Annotated in this window: 17 protein-coding genes; 3 read left to right on the top strand and 14 right to left on the bottom strand. The window is 43.6% G+C overall.

Features of this window, described 5'->3' with window-relative positions; all coding sequences use genetic code 11:
- Positions 1–170: 170 nt before the first annotated feature.
- Positions 171–1,385 (bottom strand): pyridoxal phosphate-dependent aminotransferase, encoded by a 1,215-nt coding sequence (locus PCY11_RS05485; RefSeq protein WP_049522717.1) that lies wholly within the window; start codon positions 1,383–1,385, stop codon positions 171–173.
- 206 nt (positions 1,386–1,591) lie between these two features.
- Here PCY11_RS05485 and PCY11_RS05480 point away from each other — a divergent pair, with 206 nt between their 5' ends.
- Positions 1,592–2,044, top strand: coding sequence for a universal stress protein (locus tag PCY11_RS05480; protein WP_024055228.1), 453 nt, complete (start codon positions 1,592–1,594; stop codon positions 2,042–2,044).
- A 336-nt stretch (positions 2,045–2,380) separates the two neighbouring features.
- On the opposite strand, the gene PCY11_RS05475 is transcribed toward PCY11_RS05480, so the two are convergent.
- Entirely contained in the window at positions 2,381–3,781 is a 1,401-nt protein-coding gene (locus tag PCY11_RS05475) for a Cof-type HAD-IIB family hydrolase (protein WP_049522857.1), read from the bottom strand.
- Positions 3,782–3,843: 62 nt separating this feature from the next.
- On the opposite strand from PCY11_RS05475, the gene PCY11_RS05470 reads away from it, so the two are divergent.
- On the top strand, positions 3,844–4,806 hold the full coding sequence (locus PCY11_RS05470; RefSeq protein WP_003008546.1) for an asparaginase: 963 nt from the start codon (positions 3,844–3,846) through the stop codon (positions 4,804–4,806).
- A gap of 197 nt (positions 4,807–5,003) precedes the next feature.
- Here the strand turns inward: PCY11_RS05470 and recG are convergent, their stop codons facing one another.
- The 8 genes from recG to manA all read right to left on the bottom strand — a co-directional run bounded on the left by recG (position 5,004) and on the right by manA (position 16,590).
- Positions 5,004–7,019: an ATP-dependent DNA helicase RecG gene (gene recG, locus PCY11_RS05465; RefSeq protein WP_070845657.1), complete on the bottom strand. Its 2,016-nt coding sequence runs from the start codon at positions 7,017–7,019 to the stop codon at positions 5,004–5,006.
- A 60-nt stretch (positions 7,020–7,079) separates the two neighbouring features.
- Entirely contained in the window at positions 7,080–8,192 is a 1,113-nt protein-coding gene (alr, locus tag PCY11_RS05460; protein WP_049522855.1) for an alanine racemase, read from the bottom strand.
- The gene (acpS, locus tag PCY11_RS05455; RefSeq protein ID WP_003005615.1) at positions 8,179–8,544 is read right to left on the bottom strand and encodes a holo-ACP synthase; all 366 of its coding nucleotides are present in this window, start codon (positions 8,542–8,544) and stop codon (positions 8,179–8,181) included. The genes alr and acpS overlap by 14 nt, the downstream gene beginning before the upstream one ends.
- A gap of 86 nt (positions 8,545–8,630) precedes the next feature.
- Positions 8,631–9,659, bottom strand: a complete 1,029-nt coding sequence (locus tag PCY11_RS05450) for a 3-deoxy-7-phosphoheptulonate synthase (RefSeq protein ID WP_049522854.1) — start codon at positions 9,657–9,659, stop codon at positions 8,631–8,633.
- A gap of 52 nt (positions 9,660–9,711) precedes the next feature.
- On the bottom strand, positions 9,712–12,231 hold the full coding sequence (secA, locus tag PCY11_RS05445) for a preprotein translocase subunit SecA (RefSeq protein ID WP_049474057.1): 2,520 nt from the start codon (positions 12,229–12,231) through the stop codon (positions 9,712–9,714).
- A 174-nt stretch (positions 12,232–12,405) separates the two neighbouring features.
- The gene (locus PCY11_RS05440) at positions 12,406–14,250 is read right to left on the bottom strand and encodes an APC family permease (protein WP_301362572.1); all 1,845 of its coding nucleotides are present in this window, start codon (positions 14,248–14,250) and stop codon (positions 12,406–12,408) included.
- Between the two features lie 375 nt (positions 14,251–14,625).
- Entirely contained in the window at positions 14,626–15,366 is a 741-nt protein-coding gene (locus PCY11_RS05435) for a MerR family transcriptional regulator (RefSeq protein WP_129299812.1), read from the bottom strand.
- 279 nt (positions 15,367–15,645) lie between these two features.
- Positions 15,646–16,590: a mannose-6-phosphate isomerase, class I gene (gene manA / locus PCY11_RS05430; protein ID WP_301362571.1), complete on the bottom strand. Its 945-nt coding sequence runs from the start codon at positions 16,588–16,590 to the stop codon at positions 15,646–15,648.
- A gap of 115 nt (positions 16,591–16,705) precedes the next feature.
- Between manA and queG the strand changes: the two genes are divergently transcribed.
- The gene (queG, locus tag PCY11_RS05425) at positions 16,706–17,845 is read left to right on the top strand and encodes a tRNA epoxyqueuosine(34) reductase QueG (RefSeq protein WP_301362570.1); all 1,140 of its coding nucleotides are present in this window, start codon (positions 16,706–16,708) and stop codon (positions 17,843–17,845) included.
- A 22-nt stretch (positions 17,846–17,867) separates the two neighbouring features.
- Here the strand turns inward: queG and PCY11_RS05420 are convergent, their stop codons facing one another.
- The 4 genes from PCY11_RS05420 to PCY11_RS05405 all read right to left on the bottom strand — a co-directional run bounded on the left by PCY11_RS05420 (position 17,868) and on the right by PCY11_RS05405 (position 19,723).
- Positions 17,868–18,494 carry a GNAT family N-acetyltransferase gene (locus tag PCY11_RS05420; RefSeq protein WP_003008580.1) on the bottom strand — a complete coding sequence of 209 codons (627 nt, stop codon included), beginning with the start codon at positions 18,492–18,494 and terminating at the stop codon, positions 17,868–17,870.
- A gap of 83 nt (positions 18,495–18,577) precedes the next feature.
- Positions 18,578–19,093, bottom strand: coding sequence for a phosphatase PAP2 family protein (locus PCY11_RS05415; protein WP_301362568.1), 516 nt, complete (start codon positions 19,091–19,093; stop codon positions 18,578–18,580).
- Positions 19,094–19,144: 51 nt separating this feature from the next.
- The gene (locus PCY11_RS05410) at positions 19,145–19,303 is read right to left on the bottom strand and encodes a hypothetical protein (RefSeq protein ID WP_301362567.1); all 159 of its coding nucleotides are present in this window, start codon (positions 19,301–19,303) and stop codon (positions 19,145–19,147) included.
- 9 nt (positions 19,304–19,312) lie between these two features.
- The gene (locus PCY11_RS05405; protein ID WP_134974211.1) at positions 19,313–19,723 is read right to left on the bottom strand and encodes a peptide deformylase; all 411 of its coding nucleotides are present in this window, start codon (positions 19,721–19,723) and stop codon (positions 19,313–19,315) included.
- Positions 19,724–19,797: the final 74 nt, after the last annotated feature.

Raw genomic sequence — 19,797 nt, 5'->3', positions numbered from 1 at the left:
ATCGGTAATTCGTTAGAATTCGATTTCGTCGTCCCACCTCCGCACAGTTGAGTAGGGCTGTAAAAGCTGATGAAATCAGCGTAGTAGAGCCCACTCAACCACTGCGTCTTGCTCGACAATCCAAAGACAATTGAGAGGCTAGGACTTTTGTCCCAGCCTCCTTTATCTAATTAGCGTCTGTATTGTTTCAAAAAACGAGTCATTTTTTCTTGAATTTGAGCCAATTCATCCACACGTGGGAGGTAAACGATCCGGAAGTGATCTGGGTCCTTCCAGTTAAAACCACGGCCATGAACCAAAAGAATCTTTTCTTGCTTCAAGAATTCTAAAACAAATTGTTCATCGTCATCCACGCGGTACATATCCCGATCAATCTTAGGGAAGATATACAATCCAGCCTTTGGCTTAACAGCCGAGAGGCCTGGAATCTCATTGATGGCTTTATAAATAAAGTTCCGTTGTTCGTAGATTCGCCCACCTGGAAGCAAGAGTTCATCCACAGATTGATAGCCTCCAAGAGAGGTTTGCACAACATGTTGAGATAAAACGTTTGAACAAAGGCGCATATTGGACAACATGTTCAAGCCTTCGATATAGCCCTTCACATGATGCTTCGGACCAGACAGAACCATCCAACCAACACGGAAACCGGCAATCCGGTGAGATTTTGACAAACCGTTCATGCTGACACAGAAAAGATCAGGCGCGAGACTAGCAATAGCCGTGTGCTTTTCCCCATCCATGACCAAGCGATCGTAGATTTCATCCGCAAAGATGATCAAGTTATTTTGGCGAGCAATCTCTACAATCTCAAGCAAGATCTCATCTGGATAGAGGGCACCCGTTGGGTTATTCGGGTTGATGACAACGATGGCTTTGGTATTTGAGGTAATTTTCGACTTGATATCCTCGATATCTGGATACCAGTTTGCTTCTTCATCACAAAGATAGTGAACCGCATTCCCACCAGCTAGGCTGACAGCTGCTGTCCAAAGAGGATAGTCCGGCATAGGAACCAAGACTTCATCGCCATTGTCGAGCAGTCCTTGCATGGACATGACGATCAGCTCACTCACTCCATTTCCAAGGTAAATATCATCAATATCCACATTTGGAATTTTTTTCAACTGGCAGTACTGCATGATGGCCTTGCGGGCTGAAAAGATCCCTTTTGAATCCGAATAGCCTTCACTATCACGCGCATTCATGATCAAATCATGGATCACTTCATCTGGAGCTGTAAAGCCAAATTCAGCAGGATTCCCTGTATTCAAACGAAGAATTTTTTCTCCATTTGCTCGCATGCGCATGGCTTCTTCCAAGACTGGACCACGAATATCGTAAGCGACATGTTCGAGTTTGCTTGATTTATTATATTCCTTCATATTCTGCCTCGATTCACGAAATTATCTCTATTATACCACTAGTTCAAATAGAGTACAAATTGAGGACTTTAAAAATTCTGCAAAAATATACTAGAAAAGTGAGACTTTACCTTTACATTCTAGCTTAAAAGGAATAAAATATAAGTGTATAAAGAATAGAAGAACTTCTGTTCTATCCATGTTTTCAAGCTATAAGGAGGTAGGTTATGTCTCAAAAATACGAAAACATTATGGTCGCTGTCGACGGTTCCCATGAAGCAGAATTAGCCTTTGAAAAAGGGGTTAACGTTTCTCTTCGCAACGGCTCTAAATTGACTATTGTCCATGTCATTGATACCCGTGCCCTTCAAAGTGTCTCAACCTTTGATGCTGAGGTCTACGAAGAATTGCAAGAAGAAGCCAACGAATTGCTCAAGGGCTACAAGGAACGTGCTGAAAAAGTCGGGGTTCAAAATGTTGCGACTGTTGTAGAAATGGGAAATCCAAAAGTCCTCTTGGCCAATGATATCCCAAGTAAAGAAGGGGTTGACCTCATAATGGTCGGGGCTACCGGACTCAATGCCTTCGAACGCTTAATGGTCGGATCCTCCTCAGAATACATCCTTCGCCACGCCAAAGTAGACTTACTAGTGGTGCGCGATAAGGATAAAACCATGTAAGAAAGAAAAAGTTATATTGAAAACTTTCCTTAGGTGAGTACGGACGTCAGCGACCTTCTTCGAAGTTCCATGACTAAGTTTTGAGCCCCTTCGCTCTTTAATCTCTGGGCTCAGGCTAAAACAGTTTCCCAAACTGTTTTACTCTCAAAACTCCCGAGTGCTAGAAACAATAGTGTTTCTAGCACTTTTCTCACGGCGGAAAGTTTTTCAATATTTTTTATAAATTTTAAAAATAAGAACATATTTCGACTTCTTTGTGGAACACTTTACTTATCTTAGTAAAAAATAGTTTGTCTACATTCTAAAAAAAGTTTGGAACAAAGGTTCCAAACTTTTTTAGTTGTCTTTTTTTGCTTCTTTTTGTTTTGCATGTTTTTCGTAGGCCTTGAGCTGGCGATCGAGTTCTTTTTTGATGGCTGGTTCTGGGGCGTATTTTTCTTCCCAATCATCTGGCTTCAGAATTTTGTGGGTTACTGGATCAAAGTGCGCCTTTCCATCTGGGAAAATCTTGCCCATATTGGCCCGGTGAACAATCTCAAAGACCTCTTCAGGATCGACCCCCATTAGTACAAAGCTACCATAAGTCAGATAGAGGGTATCAATTAAGGCATCAACCTGCCCTACCATGGAGATCTCAGCTGGATGCTTGCTCCGAACCTTATCTGCAGCCTTATCCAAGGCTTCGTGAAGAGCTGCGACCGAGCGGTCAAATTCTTCCTCACTTGTGCTAGCTGCTCGGACAAATTCTACCAACTCCTCTTGCTTGAACATGGTTCGATAAAGGGCGTCTTGAGGCTGCCAAACAACTGGTTTCTCCTGGGTTTCCCCATCCATCACACCATGGAAGGTTTTGACCTTATTGAAGTGATCATCCTTAGAAAGAAAGAGCTCTTTCTCTGAAAGAATACCAAAGTGTTGCAGGGCCTTTTGAATGCCATCCTTGCCATTACTAGTCGTGGTATGCTTGGCAATTGCCTTGACACTGGTCGTCCCATTTCCCATCGCAATAGACAAGCCAACACCTGACAGCATCTCTAAGTCATTATCAGAATCTCCAAAAGCCATCACTTCATCGATGTCAAAGCCAAATTCCTGACCAACGATGCGGATCCCTTCTAGCTTGGAAATCCCTGGGTTTAGGACATCTGCTGCAAAAGGACTAGACCGTGTGAATTTCAGATCTGGAAACTCTTTTTCAATTTTTGCAGTCTCTTCTGGACTCGATAAGATCAACACTTGGTAGATCGGTTCTTGCGCTAGTGCATAGAGGGTGACCTGATCTTGTGGGACGACCTTGCTGACCACTTTGTTAAATCCTCGACTGACTGTACGGGCCATTTTACGGGGCACAAAGCGACTGGACCAGGTTGAAATAGGACTCATCCCAAAACTCATGATCCGAGAACCAAATACCCCATCCTTGGTACCGAGAGCAATTTCCTTACGGTGTTCTCGAGCATAGTCAATTAGTTGGTGCAGACTCTTTTTATCGATTGGGCTAGTAAACAGCACGCGGTCCTTGGTCAAAATATACTGACCATTATAGGTCACTGCAAAATCAAAACCATAGCGTTCCATAAACGGTTTGACAAAGGCCGGTCCCCGACCTGTCGCAAGACCTACATAGATCCCTTCTTCCTTTAAAGACTGAATGGCTTTTTCTGTTGATTTTAGGACCGCTCGACTATCATTGACCAAGGTTCCATCGATATCAAAAAAGACTGCTTTTATTTCCATGTCTACTGTTTCTTTCTTTTTATGATAAAATAAATTATATCACATATTCCAAGGAGCTTCACATGTTTAAGAAAATTTTAGCACTACATACCGGAGGGACCATTTCGATGGCGGCAGATGACTCTGGGGCAGTGATTACCAATGAAGTCAATCCCATGACCCAAGTTACTTCACCAATTGAAGGGATTGCAGTCACCTCAGAGGACTTCTTCAACCTTCCCAGCCCTCAAATGACACCCCGTCACATGTTAGCTCTATATCAAAAAATCAAAGAGGAAGCTCACAACTACGACGGCATCGTTATTACCCACGGGACAGATACGCTGGAAGAAACGGCTTATTTCTTGGATACCATGGAGTTACCAGAGATCGCTGTGGTCATTACAGGAGCTATGCGAAGCTCCAATGAGCTAGGAAGCGATGGCGTCTATAATTTTCTGACAGCCCTTCGAGTGGCTGCCGATCCAAAAGCACGTGATAAAGGGGTCTTAGTCGTCATGAACGATGAAATTCATGCGGCTAAGTACGTCACCAAAACCCATACCACCAATGTCAGCACCTTCCAGACACCAACCCACGGTCCTCTAGGTTTGGTCATGAAAAAGGAAATCCTCTTCTTTAAAACAGCCGAGCCAAGGGTGCGCTTTGATCTCAATACCATCGATGGGTTCGTTCCGATCATTGCTACCTATGCAGGGATGAAAACCGATCTACTGGACATGCTGGATCTTTCAAAGCTGGATGGTCTCATTATCGAAGCCTTTGGAGCAGGAAACATCCCTAAAGAAACGGCACATAAACTCCAAGAATTCATGGATGCAGGCCTTCCAATCGCTTTAGTATCCCGTTGCTTCAATGGAATCGCTGAACCCGTCTACGCATATGAAGGAGGAGGCGTCCAACTCCATCAAGCAGGTGTCTTTTTCATCAAAGAATTAAATGCACCCAAAGCGCGCATCAAACTCCTCATCGCCCTCAATGCCGGCCTAAAAGGACAAGAACTCAAAGACTATATCGAAGGGTAGTATAAGATACAAAGGGCGTAGCGGATACAGTCAAAATAGGGAATTCGACGCAGAATCATTAGATTCTAGGAGGATTCATCTTTTTGACACAATCCGCAGCCCGTGTTCAGTTAATAAGATACAAAGCCCGTAAAATGCCATCTTAAAGGGAGTAGAGTGGAATCCAAAGAATTTCCACTCTACTCCCTTTTTATACTCTAGTCTAAATGTTCTTTCTTTTCTAAGTAAAGCGAGAGCAGATGCCAATCGGGGTGTTCGCGCCAATCTGGCGTGGCTACGATCTGGCTGGCAACTTTCCTTGCTTCTTCCAGAATGGGATAATCTTCTACCAAATCCGCCACTTGAAATTCTGGAATCCCAGATTGACGAGTTCCAAAGATTTCACCTGAACCCCGCATTTTCAAATCTTCTTCCGCTAGCACAAAGCCATTGGTCGTCTCTGTCATGATTTTCATGCGCTGCTTGCCACTATCTGTCTTAGGATTGGCTACTAGAATAGCATAGGATTGCTTATTTCCCCGCCCAACCCGGCCTCGAAGCTGGTGAAGTTGGCTAAGACCAAACCGATCTGCATCCATAATGACCATAACGGTCGCATTGGGCACGTTGACTCCTACTTCAATAACGGTCGTAGACACCAAAACATCGACTTGGTGCTCTTTAAAGGACTGCATGATGGCATCTTTTTCTTCACTTTTCATCTTCCCGTGAAGAAGAGAAACGCGTGCTCGCTGTCCAAAGAAGGTTTCTAGCTCTTCTTTGAGGGCAAGGGCGTTTTTCAAATCTAGCGCCTCTGACTCCTCAATCAATGGAGAAATAAAGTAGGCTTGAGAACCCTTGCCAAGTTCTTTGACTAACCAGTCGAGGACCACTTCTAACTGCTCATGCTTGACCCAACGTGTGATGATTTCCTTGCGTCCCGCAGGCATCTGATCAATGATGGACACATCCATATCTCCAAAGGCTGTAATAGCCAAGGTCCGGGGAATAGGGGTAGCCGTCATCATCAGGACGTCTGGATTTTGTCCTTTTTCTCGAAGAATACGACGTTGGGAAACCCCAAAACGGTGTTGTTCATCAATAATGACCAAACCAAGATCTTGGTAGTGAACTCCCTCTTGAATCAAGGCATGCGTCCCCACAATCAGTTGAACTTTTCCTGAGGAGATCTCTTCTAAGACTTCTCGTTTCTCAGCCGCCTTTAATCCTCCTGTTAGAAGGGCAATTGGCAAATCTAGAAAAAGATTTTGCAAGCTTTCCTTGTGTTGCTCTGCCAAAATCTCCGTTGGAACCATCAAGGTAGCTTGCTTCCCAGCGCTTAAGGCTGCATACATAGCAAGACCGGCCACGACTGTCTTCCCGCTTCCCACATCCCCTTGTAAGAGGCGGTTCATATGATAAGGAGAGGCCATATCTGTCAAGATTTCATTCAGGCTGTTTTCTTGAGCTTGCGTTAGCTCAAAAGGAAGCTGTTTTTTTCGTTCTGCTAATTTTTCTGGATTCCAGGCCAAGGAAATCCCTTGGCTGGCATCGTGATTTTCTTCTTTTAGCACTTGGAGTTGCAGCTGGAAAAAGAGGAGCTCTTCAAATTTTACCCGGCGAAGGGCTTGCTTGTACTCTGCCAGATCCTTAGGAAAATGCATAGCTTGCACTGCTTGGGAACGAGACATAAGTTGATAACGATCCCGCAAGACTTGGGGTACATTCTCTTCTAAAAGCTGGTCCAACCCCTGGTCAAACGCTATTTTGATCAATTTCACCAGGCTGTTTTGGCTGACTCCTTGCGTCACTCGATAGACCGGTTGCAAATCATCTTCCACTTGAGCCAGGAGTTTCATCCCTGTCAAACTGCCTTTAGCCTTGTCCCATTTCCCAAAAATCGCCACTGTCTGCTGAACCTCAATTTTGTCTGCTAGATAGGGTTGGTTGAAAAAATTAACCGCAATGACCTGGTCTCCCTGTTTGATGGAAAAACGCAAGCGATTTCGTTTGTAGCCATAATATTGGACATTGGCTGGTGTTGCTACCACCCCAGAGATGACTGCTTTTTCCCCATCTTCTAAATCTAAAACATTGCGGGTTTTGAAGTCTTCATACCGAAATGGAAAATACAAGAGTAGATCTTCTAAGGTTTCAATCCCTAATTTTTTAAATTTTTCCGCTGATTTTGGGCCGACTCCAGGCAGTACGGATAAGGGTTGGTGTAAATTCATCGCTCCTCCTTTCATTTATAAAAAAGCAGGCCCTACCGGGAAAGTCCCACCTGCTTTTTCTTATTGCTGACCTGTGTATTCACGCGGAATCCGGTCACTTAAGATACAGACTACTTCGTAATTAATCGTGCCACGGTAGTCCGCAACTTCTGTCGCGGTGATTTCCTTCTCACCATCTCGTCCAATCAGGGTAACTCTAGTCCCCAAAGGCATTTCTTCGGGAAGGCGAATCGTCACCTGGTCCATCGAAACCCGGCCAACAATGGGGCAAAACTCACCCTTGATCAGTACATGGAAATTTTGCATCTCTCTGATCCAACCATCCGCATAACCTATAGGAAGCGTTCCAATCCATTGGGTTTCTTCTGTTGTGTAGGTTGCCCCATATCCGATATCTTGACCAGCTTCTAACTGTTTGACATGGACTAATTCCGTCATCAAAGTCAAGGCTGGTTTTATTTCATAAGGCAAATCTAGGACAGAACCGCTCGGATTCAAGCCATACATGACATCTCCCAAGCGCACAGCCGTGAAAATCGTATCCGCATGCCACAAAGAGGTAGCCGAATTACTAGCATGGACAATGGGAGGAAGGGTTTCAAGAGCAGCCAATACTTCTTTGAAAAACTGGTATTGCGCTTGGAATTTTCGATCATCTGCTTCATCTGCTGTCGCAAAATGAGTAAAAATCCCTTCAATTTCAGCTCCAGCTGCTAAGAGGAGACGTTCAGCCTCTTTGATCTCTTCGATCCTTCGGAATCCAATCCGCCCCATTCCAGAATCCACCTTGATATGGACCTTCAATCCTGAAAGATCTGCTTCTTGTCCAAGCAATTGATCCAACCAAGCAAGACTCGCCACTGTTAAGCGGATGTCATGCTCTTTGGCTAGATTCACTGTTTCACTTGGCACAACTCCTAAAATCAAAATAGGGTGTTGCAAGCCTTCTTCACGGATTTCGAGGGCTTCATCCATATTGGATACACAAAAGCCATCAACCTGAGGCGCCAATTTTTTGGTCACCGCAACGACCCCATGACCATAGGCGTTGGCCTTGACGACTGCATATTTCAAGGCTTGACTCGGAATATGCTCACTGACTTGTTGCACATTAAAGGCAATGGCATCCAAATCGACTCTAGCAACAGTTGGTCTATGTTTACTTGCTTTCATTTTCTTCCTCCAAAATGACACTGGTCGACACTAGGTCTCCCTTGTGACTGATCGAAATCCATACCTTCCCAGAAAAAGGAGACTTAGAAAAATAGGGTGCTCCGTGGGCATCATTTAAAATTTCTAAATCTTGAAAACCAACCGGTCCAATCCCTGTTCCCATTGCCTTTGAAAAGGCTTCTTTGGCGGACCATCGGCCCGTTAAATATTCCATTTTCCGTTTTCCAGACAATTCCTCAAAGCGCTCTCGCTCAGCCTCGGTTAAGACTTTTTCAGCGAATCGAGTATTCTTCTGATAGGCTTTTTCAATCGCAGCGATCGATTCGATATCGATGCCATGTCCTTTGATCATCTTGTTTTATCCTTATTTATCGTTTCAGTATCGTTTTACTGACAAAAGAGAAGGGGCTAAAGAATCACTCCTTCCGCCCCTGCCTTTTACTTATTCATCGTTGCAATTTCTTTGACCAAGGCCTGTGTTTTTTCCCAACCCAGGCAAGGGTCTGTGATGGATTGACCATAAACCACTGGTTCATTTTGACGGCCATCTTCTAGATAGGATTCAATCATGAAACCACGAACTAAAGTTGCCAAATCCTTGTTCCAAGCACGGTTCATCATGGTTTCTCTCACGATGCGTACTTGCTCTTCGAATTGTTTGCCAGAGTTGTCATGGTTGGTATCCACCAGGATGAAGGGATGTTGCAAGCCCATTTCGCTATAGCGTTTTGCTGCCGCTAGCAAATCTTCATAATGGTAGTTTGGAATATTCTTACCACTTGCATCCAAGCCCCCACGAAGGATCGCATGAGCTAAAGGATTTCCTGATGTTTCCACTGCTTGGGCATTGAACAAAAAGTTTTGGGGATGTTGGGCTGCATAAATCGCATTGAACATAACAGAAAGATTCCCAGAAGTTGGATTCTTCATACCTGTCGGAGCAGAGATCCCACTAGATACAAAGCGATGCTCCTGGTCTTCAACTGATCGCGCTCCAATGGCATGATAAGAAATCAAATCTTCAACATACGGAAGACTTGCTGGATAAAGCAACTCATCCGCAGTTGTCAAACCAGTTTCTGTAATCACACGGTAGTGGAGATGTCGGACTGCTTTCAAACCGTCCACAAAGCTTGGTGCTGCATGTGTATCTGGTTGGTGCATCAAGCCTTTATAGCCATCCCCATTGGTCCGAGGTTTAGCCGTATAGACCCGCATCACAATGAAAATCTGATCTTTGACTTGCTCTTGCAAGTCTGCCAAACGACGGGCATAGTCCATCACAGCTTCTTCATTATCAGAAGAGCAAGGCCCGATCACAAGAAGGATCCGTTGGTCTTCTCCTTTGATAATAGCTTCCAATTCTCGATCACGCGCTTCTTTGCGCTCCAAGGCTGGACCTTCCAAGCGGTAAAGCGAAGCGATCTCTTGCTCATCAATCTTATTGCTCTTCGTAATGAATACCATACGGCCTCCTTATGCTACCTAGCCCCATCCTCTTTCTATTTCAGAGGAGCTCTTAAAATTTACGTCCGTGACAGTTTTTGAATTTCTTGCCTGAACCACAAGGGCACAAATCGTTGCGTTTCACTTGTGATAAGTCAATATCTGCTGGAATATCTTGTTGTTGCGCTGCAATGTTGCGAGTCGCAGTTGTTGAAATACTGTGTTCCGTACGTGGACGTTCTTGTTCGTGAATTTGGGCTTTCATCATGAGACGAGTCACATCAAATTCAATCGATCCGATCATATCGTTAAACATACGGAAACTTTCTGATTGGTATTCTACCACTGGGTTATTTTGCGCATACCCACGGAGTCCAACCGCATTTCGCAATTGATCCAAAGCATCGATATGGTCCGTCCACTTGCTGTCCACCACACGAAGGATCAAGACTTTTTGGAATTCTTGCACAGACTCTTCGTCACGCAATTTCGCTACTTGGCTAGCATAGATTTCTTCTGCACGTGCATACAAGTAATCGATAACTTCCTTGTCAGATTTTCCTTCAATATCGCTTGCAGAAATCGTATCTTCCGGAACCAAATTGTATTTGGCAAAGTTCAGAATCGCTTCAACGCGTTCTTCCTTGCTTGAGTGGCTGGCTCCTTCAACAATCCGTTTGATGGTCCGTTTGATCATGGCCTTGATTTCAGGCGCCAAGTCACGGTTAGCTGTGATGACATCATAGCGTTCAGCGTAGATAATTTCCCGTTGTTCCCGCATCACGTCATCGTATTGAAGGACTTGTTTACGGGTATCGTAGTTGTTTCCTTCAACCCGTTTTTGTGCACCCTCTACCTGACGGGTGAACATATTTGAACGGATCACTGATTCTTCTTCGCTCAACTTGAAGCGATCAAGCACTGCTTTGATCCGTTCAGAACCGAAACGACGCATCAATTCATCTTCAAGAGACAAGTAGAATTGAGATTCACCTGGATCCCCTTGACGTCCTGAACGTCCACGAAGCTGGTTATCGATCCGACGGCTTTCGTGACGTTCTGTCCCGATGACACAAAGTCCACCGAGTTCGCGAACACCTTCACCAAGTTTGATATCGGTACCACGTCCGGCCATGTTGGTCGCAATGGTAACAGCACCACGTTGACCAGCGTTCATGATGATTTGCGCTTCTTTGTAGTGGTTTTTCGCATTCAAAACTTCGTGAGGGACACCTGCTTGAACCAACAATTGAGAAAGGTAATCACTGGTTTCAACGGCAACGGTACCTACTAGGACTGGTTGACCTTTTTCATGACGAGACTTGACATCTTCCACAACAGCTTTGAATTTTGATTTCAAGCTTGGGTAGAGAAGGTCTGGATGATCAATACGGGCAATCGGACGGTTGGTTGGAATTGGAATCACGCGAATGTTATAAATTTCACGGAATTCTTCTTCTTCGGTTTTCCCTGTCCCTGTCATCCCTGACAACTTCTTGTACATACGGAAGAGGTTTTGGTAAGTAATCGACGCAGATGTTTTGGTTTCTTCTTGAACTGGAACACCTTCTTTGGCTTCAATCGCTTGGTGAAGTCCATCAGAATAGCGACGTCCTTCCATGGTCCGACCAGTAAATTGGTCGACGATCAAGATTTCTTGATCTTCGCTGACCACATAGTCGATATCCAAAATCATGATGTAGTTGGCACGAAGGGCATTGTCGATAAAGTGAGTCAAAGCTACGTTTTCAATATCGTACAAGTTTTCAAGATTAAAGTAGCTTTCTGCCTTATCGATTCCTGAATCAGACAAACCGATGGTTTTAGATGGGACATCAATAATGTAATCGTCCTCTGTCAAGGTCTTCACATAAGCATCCGCCATGTGGTAGAGCTGGCTCGTATCAGAAGCTGTCTGACCAGAAACGATCAATGGAGTACGGGCTTCGTCAATCAAGATGGAGTCTACCTCATCGACCAAGGCATAGTTCAATGGACGTTGAACCATGTTTTCTGCACGCACAACCATGTTGTCACGCAAGTAGTCAAAACCAATCTCTGAGTTGGTTGAGTAAGTGATATCACAGAGGTAAGCTTCTTTTTTCTCAGCTGGAGATTTTGCTGCAAGGTTGATCCCTACTGAAAGGCCAAGCCATGAGTAAAGTTCTCCCATCTCTGTTGCATCCCGCTCGGTCAAGTATTCATTGACGGTGACAACGTGCACCCCTTTGCCAGACAAGGCATTCAAGTATACCGGCATGGTTGCTGTCAAGGTTTTTCCTTCCCCTGTACGCATCTCTGGAACGTCACCATGGTGAAGGACGATTCCCCCCATGACCTGAACCTTGTATGGGAACAAACCAAGAACCCGTTTTGCCCCTTCACGAACAACTGCAAAAGCCTCGTACAAGAGATCATCCAAAGACTCACCATCTTGGTAGCGTTGCTTAAACTCAACTGTTTTCGCTTTTAATTCGTCATCCGTCAAAGCTGCCATTTGGTCTTCATAAGAAAAGACCTTGTCAGCCATTTTTTCAAGGCGTTTGATTTCGCCTCGATCATTTTCAATAATTGTTTTTAATAAATTTGCCATTTTTTTCCTTACTTTGAATTTTTCAAAATCTAAAATGTTCTTTTTATTCTAGCATTTTTTAAACATTTTTTCAAGATCAAGGCTGTATCTTACAAGACTTTCGAGTGGTTTTTTTCGTGTAAGAAAATCCAAAAAGATGCCTGCTCAAGCAGACATCTTTTCTATATACGGTGTTTATTCAGACAAATGGTAAGAATAGCTTGCCACAACCACTTCTTCATGCCAACGAAGTGCATACTTCAATTTCAAACTCATTTGGTTGTGGAGAATATTTTGCCAATGTTTTTTAGGGATAAATTGAGGGACTAAGACTGTAACGGTGTTGCCTTTTTCCTTGGCCTCCTCAGCTACTTTTGAGACAAATTCAACCGTTGGCTGGATAATATCCCGGTAACTGGTCATGACATTTTCAAAGCGAATATGAGGGAAATAACGCTTAAATTCTTCTGCTACCTCAGCGTCTTTAACCTTGGTTTCTTCCGTTGAGACATGCATAGCTATAACATCGTTTCCTAGGCTATTTGCATAACTCATAGCTCCCACACTTACCTGAGTGACATTCCCAACAAGGACAATCACGGTATTGCCCGCATAACTTGTCTTTTCAATCTCACCTCCCAAGCGCAATTGGGCTGCAACTTTATCATAGTGATTACGGATACTCAAGAACATCCAAAGCAAGAGACCAATAATAGGGAAGAAGGGCCAGATCTCACGCAAACGGAATAATAAGAGGATCAAGACAATTCCATAACAGATGGCTGCCCCCAGGATATTGGCAAGCGAATACTTAAGAAATCCTTTTTGATATTGGCGTTTCCAGTGGATCACCATCCCTGTTTGAGATAGGGCAAAAGGAATAAAGACCCCAATGGTATAAAGCGGAATCAAGCTTTCTGTTTGCCCATCAAAAATCAAGAGCAAGACGATGGCACCAATCGCCAAGGTCAAAATCCCATTAGAATAGCCCAGACGATCCCCTTTTTCCATATACATGTGTGGCATGTATTTATTTTTAGCCATGTTAAAGGCCAACATTGGAAAGGCAGAGAATCCTGTATTAGCCGCAACTGCCAAAATCAAGGCTGTTGACAATTGGAAGACGTAAAAGAAGGCTTGTCCGACTGGGGAATTCCCTAAGATGGCTTGGGCCATTTGGGCTAGAGTTGTTATCCCTTTAGCTGGAACGACACCCACCCAGTAATTGAGGAAGGTAATCCCTGCAAACATGATCCCCAAAATCAAAGCCATAATGGTCAAGGTAGAGGCTGCATTCTTTGCTTTTGGTTTCTTAAAGAAAGGAACCGAATTGGAGATGGCTTCAACCCCTGTTAGGGAAGCGGATCCACTCGTAAAGGCCCGCAATAAGAGAATGACACTAACCCCTGAAATGGTTTGACCCACATGAGCAGTTGCGTTATAGGCCAAGTGACCCGTCAAGATTTGGATCACGCCATAGCCGATCAAGGCAATGGTACTGACAATGAAAAGGTAGACCGGAATCATCAACGATGTCGCTGATTCGCGTAGCCCCCGAAGGTTCATCAGCATCAAAATCAAGACCAACAAAATGGAAATGTGAAGATTATAAGGATGAAGAGATGGAATCGCTGACGTGATGGCATCTGCACCGGAAGACACAGATACTGCTACTGTCAGCATGTAGTCAACCAAGAGACTACCACCAGCGATCAAACCCGCTTTGGGAGACAAGTTCTCCGTAGTCACCATGTAGGCCCCTCCCCCTTGAGGGTAGGCATGAATGACCTGGCGATAAGAAATCGTTAAACTGGCTAGGAGAACCAGGACCACAATCCCAATCGGAATGGACCACCAAATAGCTCCTGCTGATACGGTCATCAAGACCAAGATAACTTGCTCTGGACCATAGGCAATAGAAGAAAGTGCGTCACTAGAGAGCATGGCCAAAGCCTGCATTTTCCCTAGCAATCCGCCTTCACCTTCTGCACCAGATTTCAACGGACGGCCAATAAACCATTTTTTCAATGTTGAAAACATAAAAAACTCCTTGAAAAAAGATCATGAGGCCGGGAATTCCCTGCCTCTTTTTCATAAAACTGGGGTTATTCTACTCTTTTTTTTCAAGACTGTCAACTGAAATTGTGAAATCTTCGTAAAGTTTTCATTGTGTTCATTTATCCAACCTCTCTTAGATCAGCCAGCTTCTTTTCAAATTGATCCAAGCAAAAAACGAGGCTGGGACAAAAATCCTAGCCTCTCAATTATTTTTGGATTGTCGAGCAAGACGCAGTGGTTGAGTGGGCTCTACTACGCTGATTTCATCAGCTTTTACAGCCCTACTCAACTATGCGGAGGTGGGACGACGAAATCGAATTCTAACGAATGACCGATTTCTGTCCCACTCTCACTTTTTTATTTTGCTTGATTTTCGACATAAAAGGCAATGACATCCGAAGTGTACTGGGCTGTGCCAGCTCCAAACTTGTCGATGTTTTCCTTGAATTCTGGATTATAGACATAGCCTTTGCCGATATGGCAAAAAACCTCTATAGAGCAGTCAAATCCATACGTTCGAATCGCGTCTAAAAGTTTGGCTGCTTGATCTTGGTTTTCCGATGCTGTTACTGGCAAACCTGCTTGGAGGTTTTTCGCCAAGGCTTGAAAGACTTGATTAAAGGCTCTTGTCGCCTCCTCTTCTCGACCTTTTTGACGTTCAAGCGCTTGATCCATGACTTCTTGACCGTACTTATCTACCGCCTCTTGCTGGTATTTTTGAGTATCTTGATAGCTAAATCCAGTAAATTTTTCCTCAATGGTCATTTTTCTTTCTCCTTTTTGTTCTTGAATGGTTTTTTGCAGGGTAGAAATCAAGGTATCCAGACGTTGTCTTTCTTGAGTCAAATAGTCCAACTGTTTGGTCAAATGCGGCAATAAGTTAGATTTTTCTTCGGCTAAGAGTTCTGCTATTTGGTCTAAGGAAAATCCTAGATACTTGTAGTAGAGAATCACCTGTAATCGTTCTAAATCTTCTTGACTGTATGTCCGATAACCATTTTCAGATTTCACAGGGACGAGAAGTCCTATCTTGTCATAGTGGTGCAAGGTCTTGACAGAGACACCTGACAGCTCTGCAGCTTCTTTGATATGGTACATGATTTCCTCCTTATACTCAATGAAAATCAAAGAGCAAACTAGGAAGCTAGCCGCAGGTTGCTCAAAGCACTGCTTTGAGGTTGTAGATAGAACTGACGAAGTCAGTAACATATATACGGTAAGGCGACGCTGACGTGGTTTGAATTTGATTTTCGAAGAGTATTACAAGGATAGTATAACCCCTCCCCTTAGGTCAGAGTCAAGACTTCACATAAAAATAGTTTTCAGATAAAAAAGGCTTGAGTTGTTTCACAGCTTTTAACTCAAGCCCTTTCTTTTTTATGGATGACTCACGATCAATTCTAAACCTTGCCCTTCCAAAGTCCAAGATTCAACATCGCTCGGTAAGATAAAGTGACTTCCTTTTTGGATAGGATAATCCTTCCCATCTACAGTTAATTTTCCTTCTCCAGCTAAGACGCTCAACAAGCTGTAATCAGCGGTCTTTTCAAAATCAGCTTTTCCAGTCAGTTCCCACTTATAGACGGTGAAGAAATCACTTGCAACCAAGGTGGTCATACGAAGATCATCGATCACAACTGTATCTGGATGGCTATTTGCTGGCTCACCGATGTTTAACACATCAATCGATTTTTCCAAGTGAAGTTCCCGCAAGTTTCCTTGAGCATCCTTACGGTCAAAATCATAAACCCGGTAGGTGGTGTCACTCGACTGTTGGGTTTCAAGAATCAAAATTCCAGAACCAATGGCGTGCATGGTCCCGCTTGGCACATAGAAGAAATCTCCAGCCTTGACAGGAACCTTTGTCAGCAAGGCATCCCAGTTCTTGTCCTCAATTTGCTGACGGAGTTCTTCTTTTGACTTGGCATTGTGTCCATAGATAATCTCAGATCCTTCATCAGCCGCAATCACATACCAACACTCAGTTTTTCCAAGTTCTCCTTCATGCTCCATTGCATAGGTATCATCTGGGTGCACCTGTACACTGAGCCAATCGTTGGCATCCAAAATCTTTGTTAATAAAGGAAAGACAGGCTCTTTACGATTACCGAATAATTCCCGATGCTCTTGATAGAGCTGATCCAATCCCATTCCTTCGTATGGACCATTGGCTACTTTAGAAACTCCATGCGGATGGGCTGAAATCGCCCAAAATTCACCGACATGGTCGCTCGGAATTTCGTAACCAAATTCTTCTTTCAGACGAGTTCCTCCCCAAATTTTTTCCTGCATGACTGAATGTAAAAATAATGGTTGTTCCATAATATCCTCCTCGCATTTCATGTTTCTATTATACAAAAAAAAGAAAACTTTTGAAAGCCCTTTCTATTATTTTCCTCTCTCGCCAGAAACTTTATTTTTGTGTATAATGAAAGGAATGACACTAAAAGAAAATATTATCCAACTGGCGCATTCTATTGGGATTTCAAAAATTGGATTTACAACTGCTGAAGACTTCGCTTATTTGGAAAAATCGCTCCGCTTGGCCGTTGAGGAAGGACGGAATTCTGGATTCGAGCATAAGAATATTGAAGAGCGCATCCACCCCAAATTAAGTCTCTCCTCCGCAAAGACCATCATCTCAATCGCTGTCGCCTACCCCCACAAACTCAAGCAGCAACCTCAAAAAACAGCCTATAAAAGAGGAAAATTCACGCCCAACAGCTGGGGATTAGACTACCATTATGTCCTTCAAGACAAGCTCAACCGCTTAGCTGCTGGGATTGAAGAAATGACGCAAGATTTTGAATACAAGGGCATGGTCGATACTGGAGCACTGGTTGATACGGCTGTCGCCCAACGAGCTGGTATTGGCTTTATCGGAAAAAATGGCTTGGTCATTTCAAAAGAATACGGTTCTTACATGTTTCTGGGCGAATTGATTACCAACCTCGAAATCGAACCGGATCAGCCAGTCGACTATGGTTGTGGAGACTGTCGACGTTGTTTAGATGCATGCCCAACCTCCTGTTTAATCGGAGATGGCTCTATGAATGCCAAGCGTTGTTTGTCCTTCCAAACCCAAGACAAGGGCATGATGGACCTAGAATTTCGCAAGAAAATTAAAACGGTCATCTATGGATGTGACATCTGTCAGATTTGCTGCCCTTATAACAAAGGGCTAGATAATCCCTTAGCAACAGAAATCGATCCTGATCTGGCTCATCCAGAGTTGATTCCTTTTATCGAGCTGTCCAACGGACAATTTAAGGAAAAATTCGGACATGTTGCTGGAAGTTGGCGAGGCAAGAACATCCTCCAGCGCAATGCCATCATTGCATTAGCCAATGCCAATGACCGTTCGGCCATCCCTAAGCTCCTGAACATCATCGAAACTTCACAAAATCAGATTCATATTGCAACGGCTATCTGGTCCTTAGGGCAACTGCTTCGTGAAGTCACGCCGGACCTTGTTGAGCTCTTACGGAATATCAAACATCCGACCGATGCTATCATAGAAGAACGAACTGCTTTCTTTGAAAAATTCGGTATTCAAGCAGATTCACAGCTACAATGAAAAAACACTAAGGCTTTGAACCTTAGTGTTTTTTTAGTTCCTTCAAGAAATACCAACTTCCCATTTCTACTTGGTTAAAGCTAATCTCACTTGAATAGACTTCCTTGTAACCATTTTTCGTGTAAAAATAGACATTTCCTTTGGTATTGGTATAAAAGGCTAGTTTTTCCCCTTTGATCTCTTCCAAGAAAGGCTCAATTCCTTCTGTCATAAAGCGACTGCCATAGCCCTGCCGTTGGTGTTTAGGGGCGACTGCGAGAAGCATCAAATACCAATCAAAGTCTACATTTTGCTCCAATTCCTTATCCGTGTCCTCCATAAATTTAAAGTAGGCCAACATATTTTTCAAGGAAATAAACTTGAGCAAACCAAATCCCCCATTTAATAGATAGGCCCGAAAAGGAATCGGTCCCTTTTGCAACAAGGCTACCGCATAAATTTCATCGTTTTTTTCTGCCACAAGGCAAATATGGTGCTTAAGAAAAACCTTCACCAAGATGCGCATCATTGCCTCAACAAAGGCTGGGTATTGCTTGGGATCCCGAACCAAATCCTTGATAACTTTTAAAAATAGATAGTCCTCAAAGGCTGTACTGGCTACTCGAACCACCTGATCCAGATCTGCTTTTTCTGCTTTTCTGTACTTCATCTTCTCTCCTATTCTAAGTCCACTTTCCAGTATACACTATCCCTCGCTCTTAGACAAAGGTCAATTTTCAGCAATTTGTTCATTCAAACCAGCAAAAAGAGTCCTCCCCAAACGAGTCCCAGCCCCCAAGCGACGAGAACATCCTTGGGATAATGAACCCCTCCAAGAACTCGGACAAGGGCTAATAGAAGAGATAGGAGCATGGAGCACATTCCTAGAGAAAGCGACAACTGACAGACACACATGGAGATAATGGTCGCCGAAAATACATGTCGGCTAGGAAAGGAATGACCAGATGAATTCTTTTCTAATAAGGGTTGAATCTCCCATTTTTCATAAGGTCTTGGAACATTGACCCAATGACGAAAGAGGCTAAACAAGACAAAACCCGAAGCAGGGATCCAGATAAAAGGCCAGATTTCTCCCATTGAAGTTTTCTTTAAAAACAGCCAACAAAAGACCAGGCCGTAGATGCCTGGCATGGCGAACGTCAGGATTCGATTCATCCTTTGAAGAACCTGCACACGACGTGGCTTTCTCGTAAAAGGCAGGGTTAGCCAACGATAAAATTTCAGATAATCTTGAAGATTGGGCTTCATGTTGGCACTCCTGTCTATCATCTCGTTTTTGTACTACTAGTATACGCGATCCTAAGAAAGCCTGTCAAGCCAGGCTTCTTTTTTATTGTTTCTTTCTTCTTTTTCTATACAACCGCTATTCCTTTTTTTGCTTTTATCAATTTTATGTCTCCAAGAATCGACTTTTCTATCACTTTTTCCTAGTAAAAAATGGAGTCGAATAGACTCCATTAATGACTTCTAGATAATAATACCTTCTAGATGATCCATTTCATGCTGACAGATCTGGGCTGGAAAACCTGACAAATGAATTGTTTTTGCTTTCCAATTCACATCTCGATAGGCCACTAAAATCTCCTCATAACGAGTGGTCGGCCGACTCCCCACCAAGGACAAGCATCCTTCTTCTGTTTGGTAAGGCTTTTTCTTTTCAAGGAGAACCGGATTAAACAGGACCAGATTTTCACTTCCCATTCGGATAATAATCGCCCGCTTTTTCACCCCGATCATATTAGCCGCTAAACCAACACACTCAAGGAGATGAGCATTTAAGGTGTCCTGCAAATCCAAAGCCAAGGTGCGATCCTCAGGTGTCGCTTCTTCTGACTTTTGACCCAAGAATAAGACATCTTTTACAATATTCTTTTTCATTCCTTCCTCACTTCTTGATAGATAGACGAAAGAAGTGAGTGGGACAGAAATCGGTAATTCGTTAGAATTCGATT

It is taken from the genome of Streptococcus sp. SP8 (assembly GCF_030440045.1).
Classification (GTDB): Bacteria; Bacillota; Bacilli; order Lactobacillales; family Streptococcaceae; genus Streptococcus; species Streptococcus parasanguinis_I.
The sequence above is the reverse complement of the archived record's forward strand: the minus strand, read 5'-3'. Positions and strand labels throughout refer to the sequence as shown.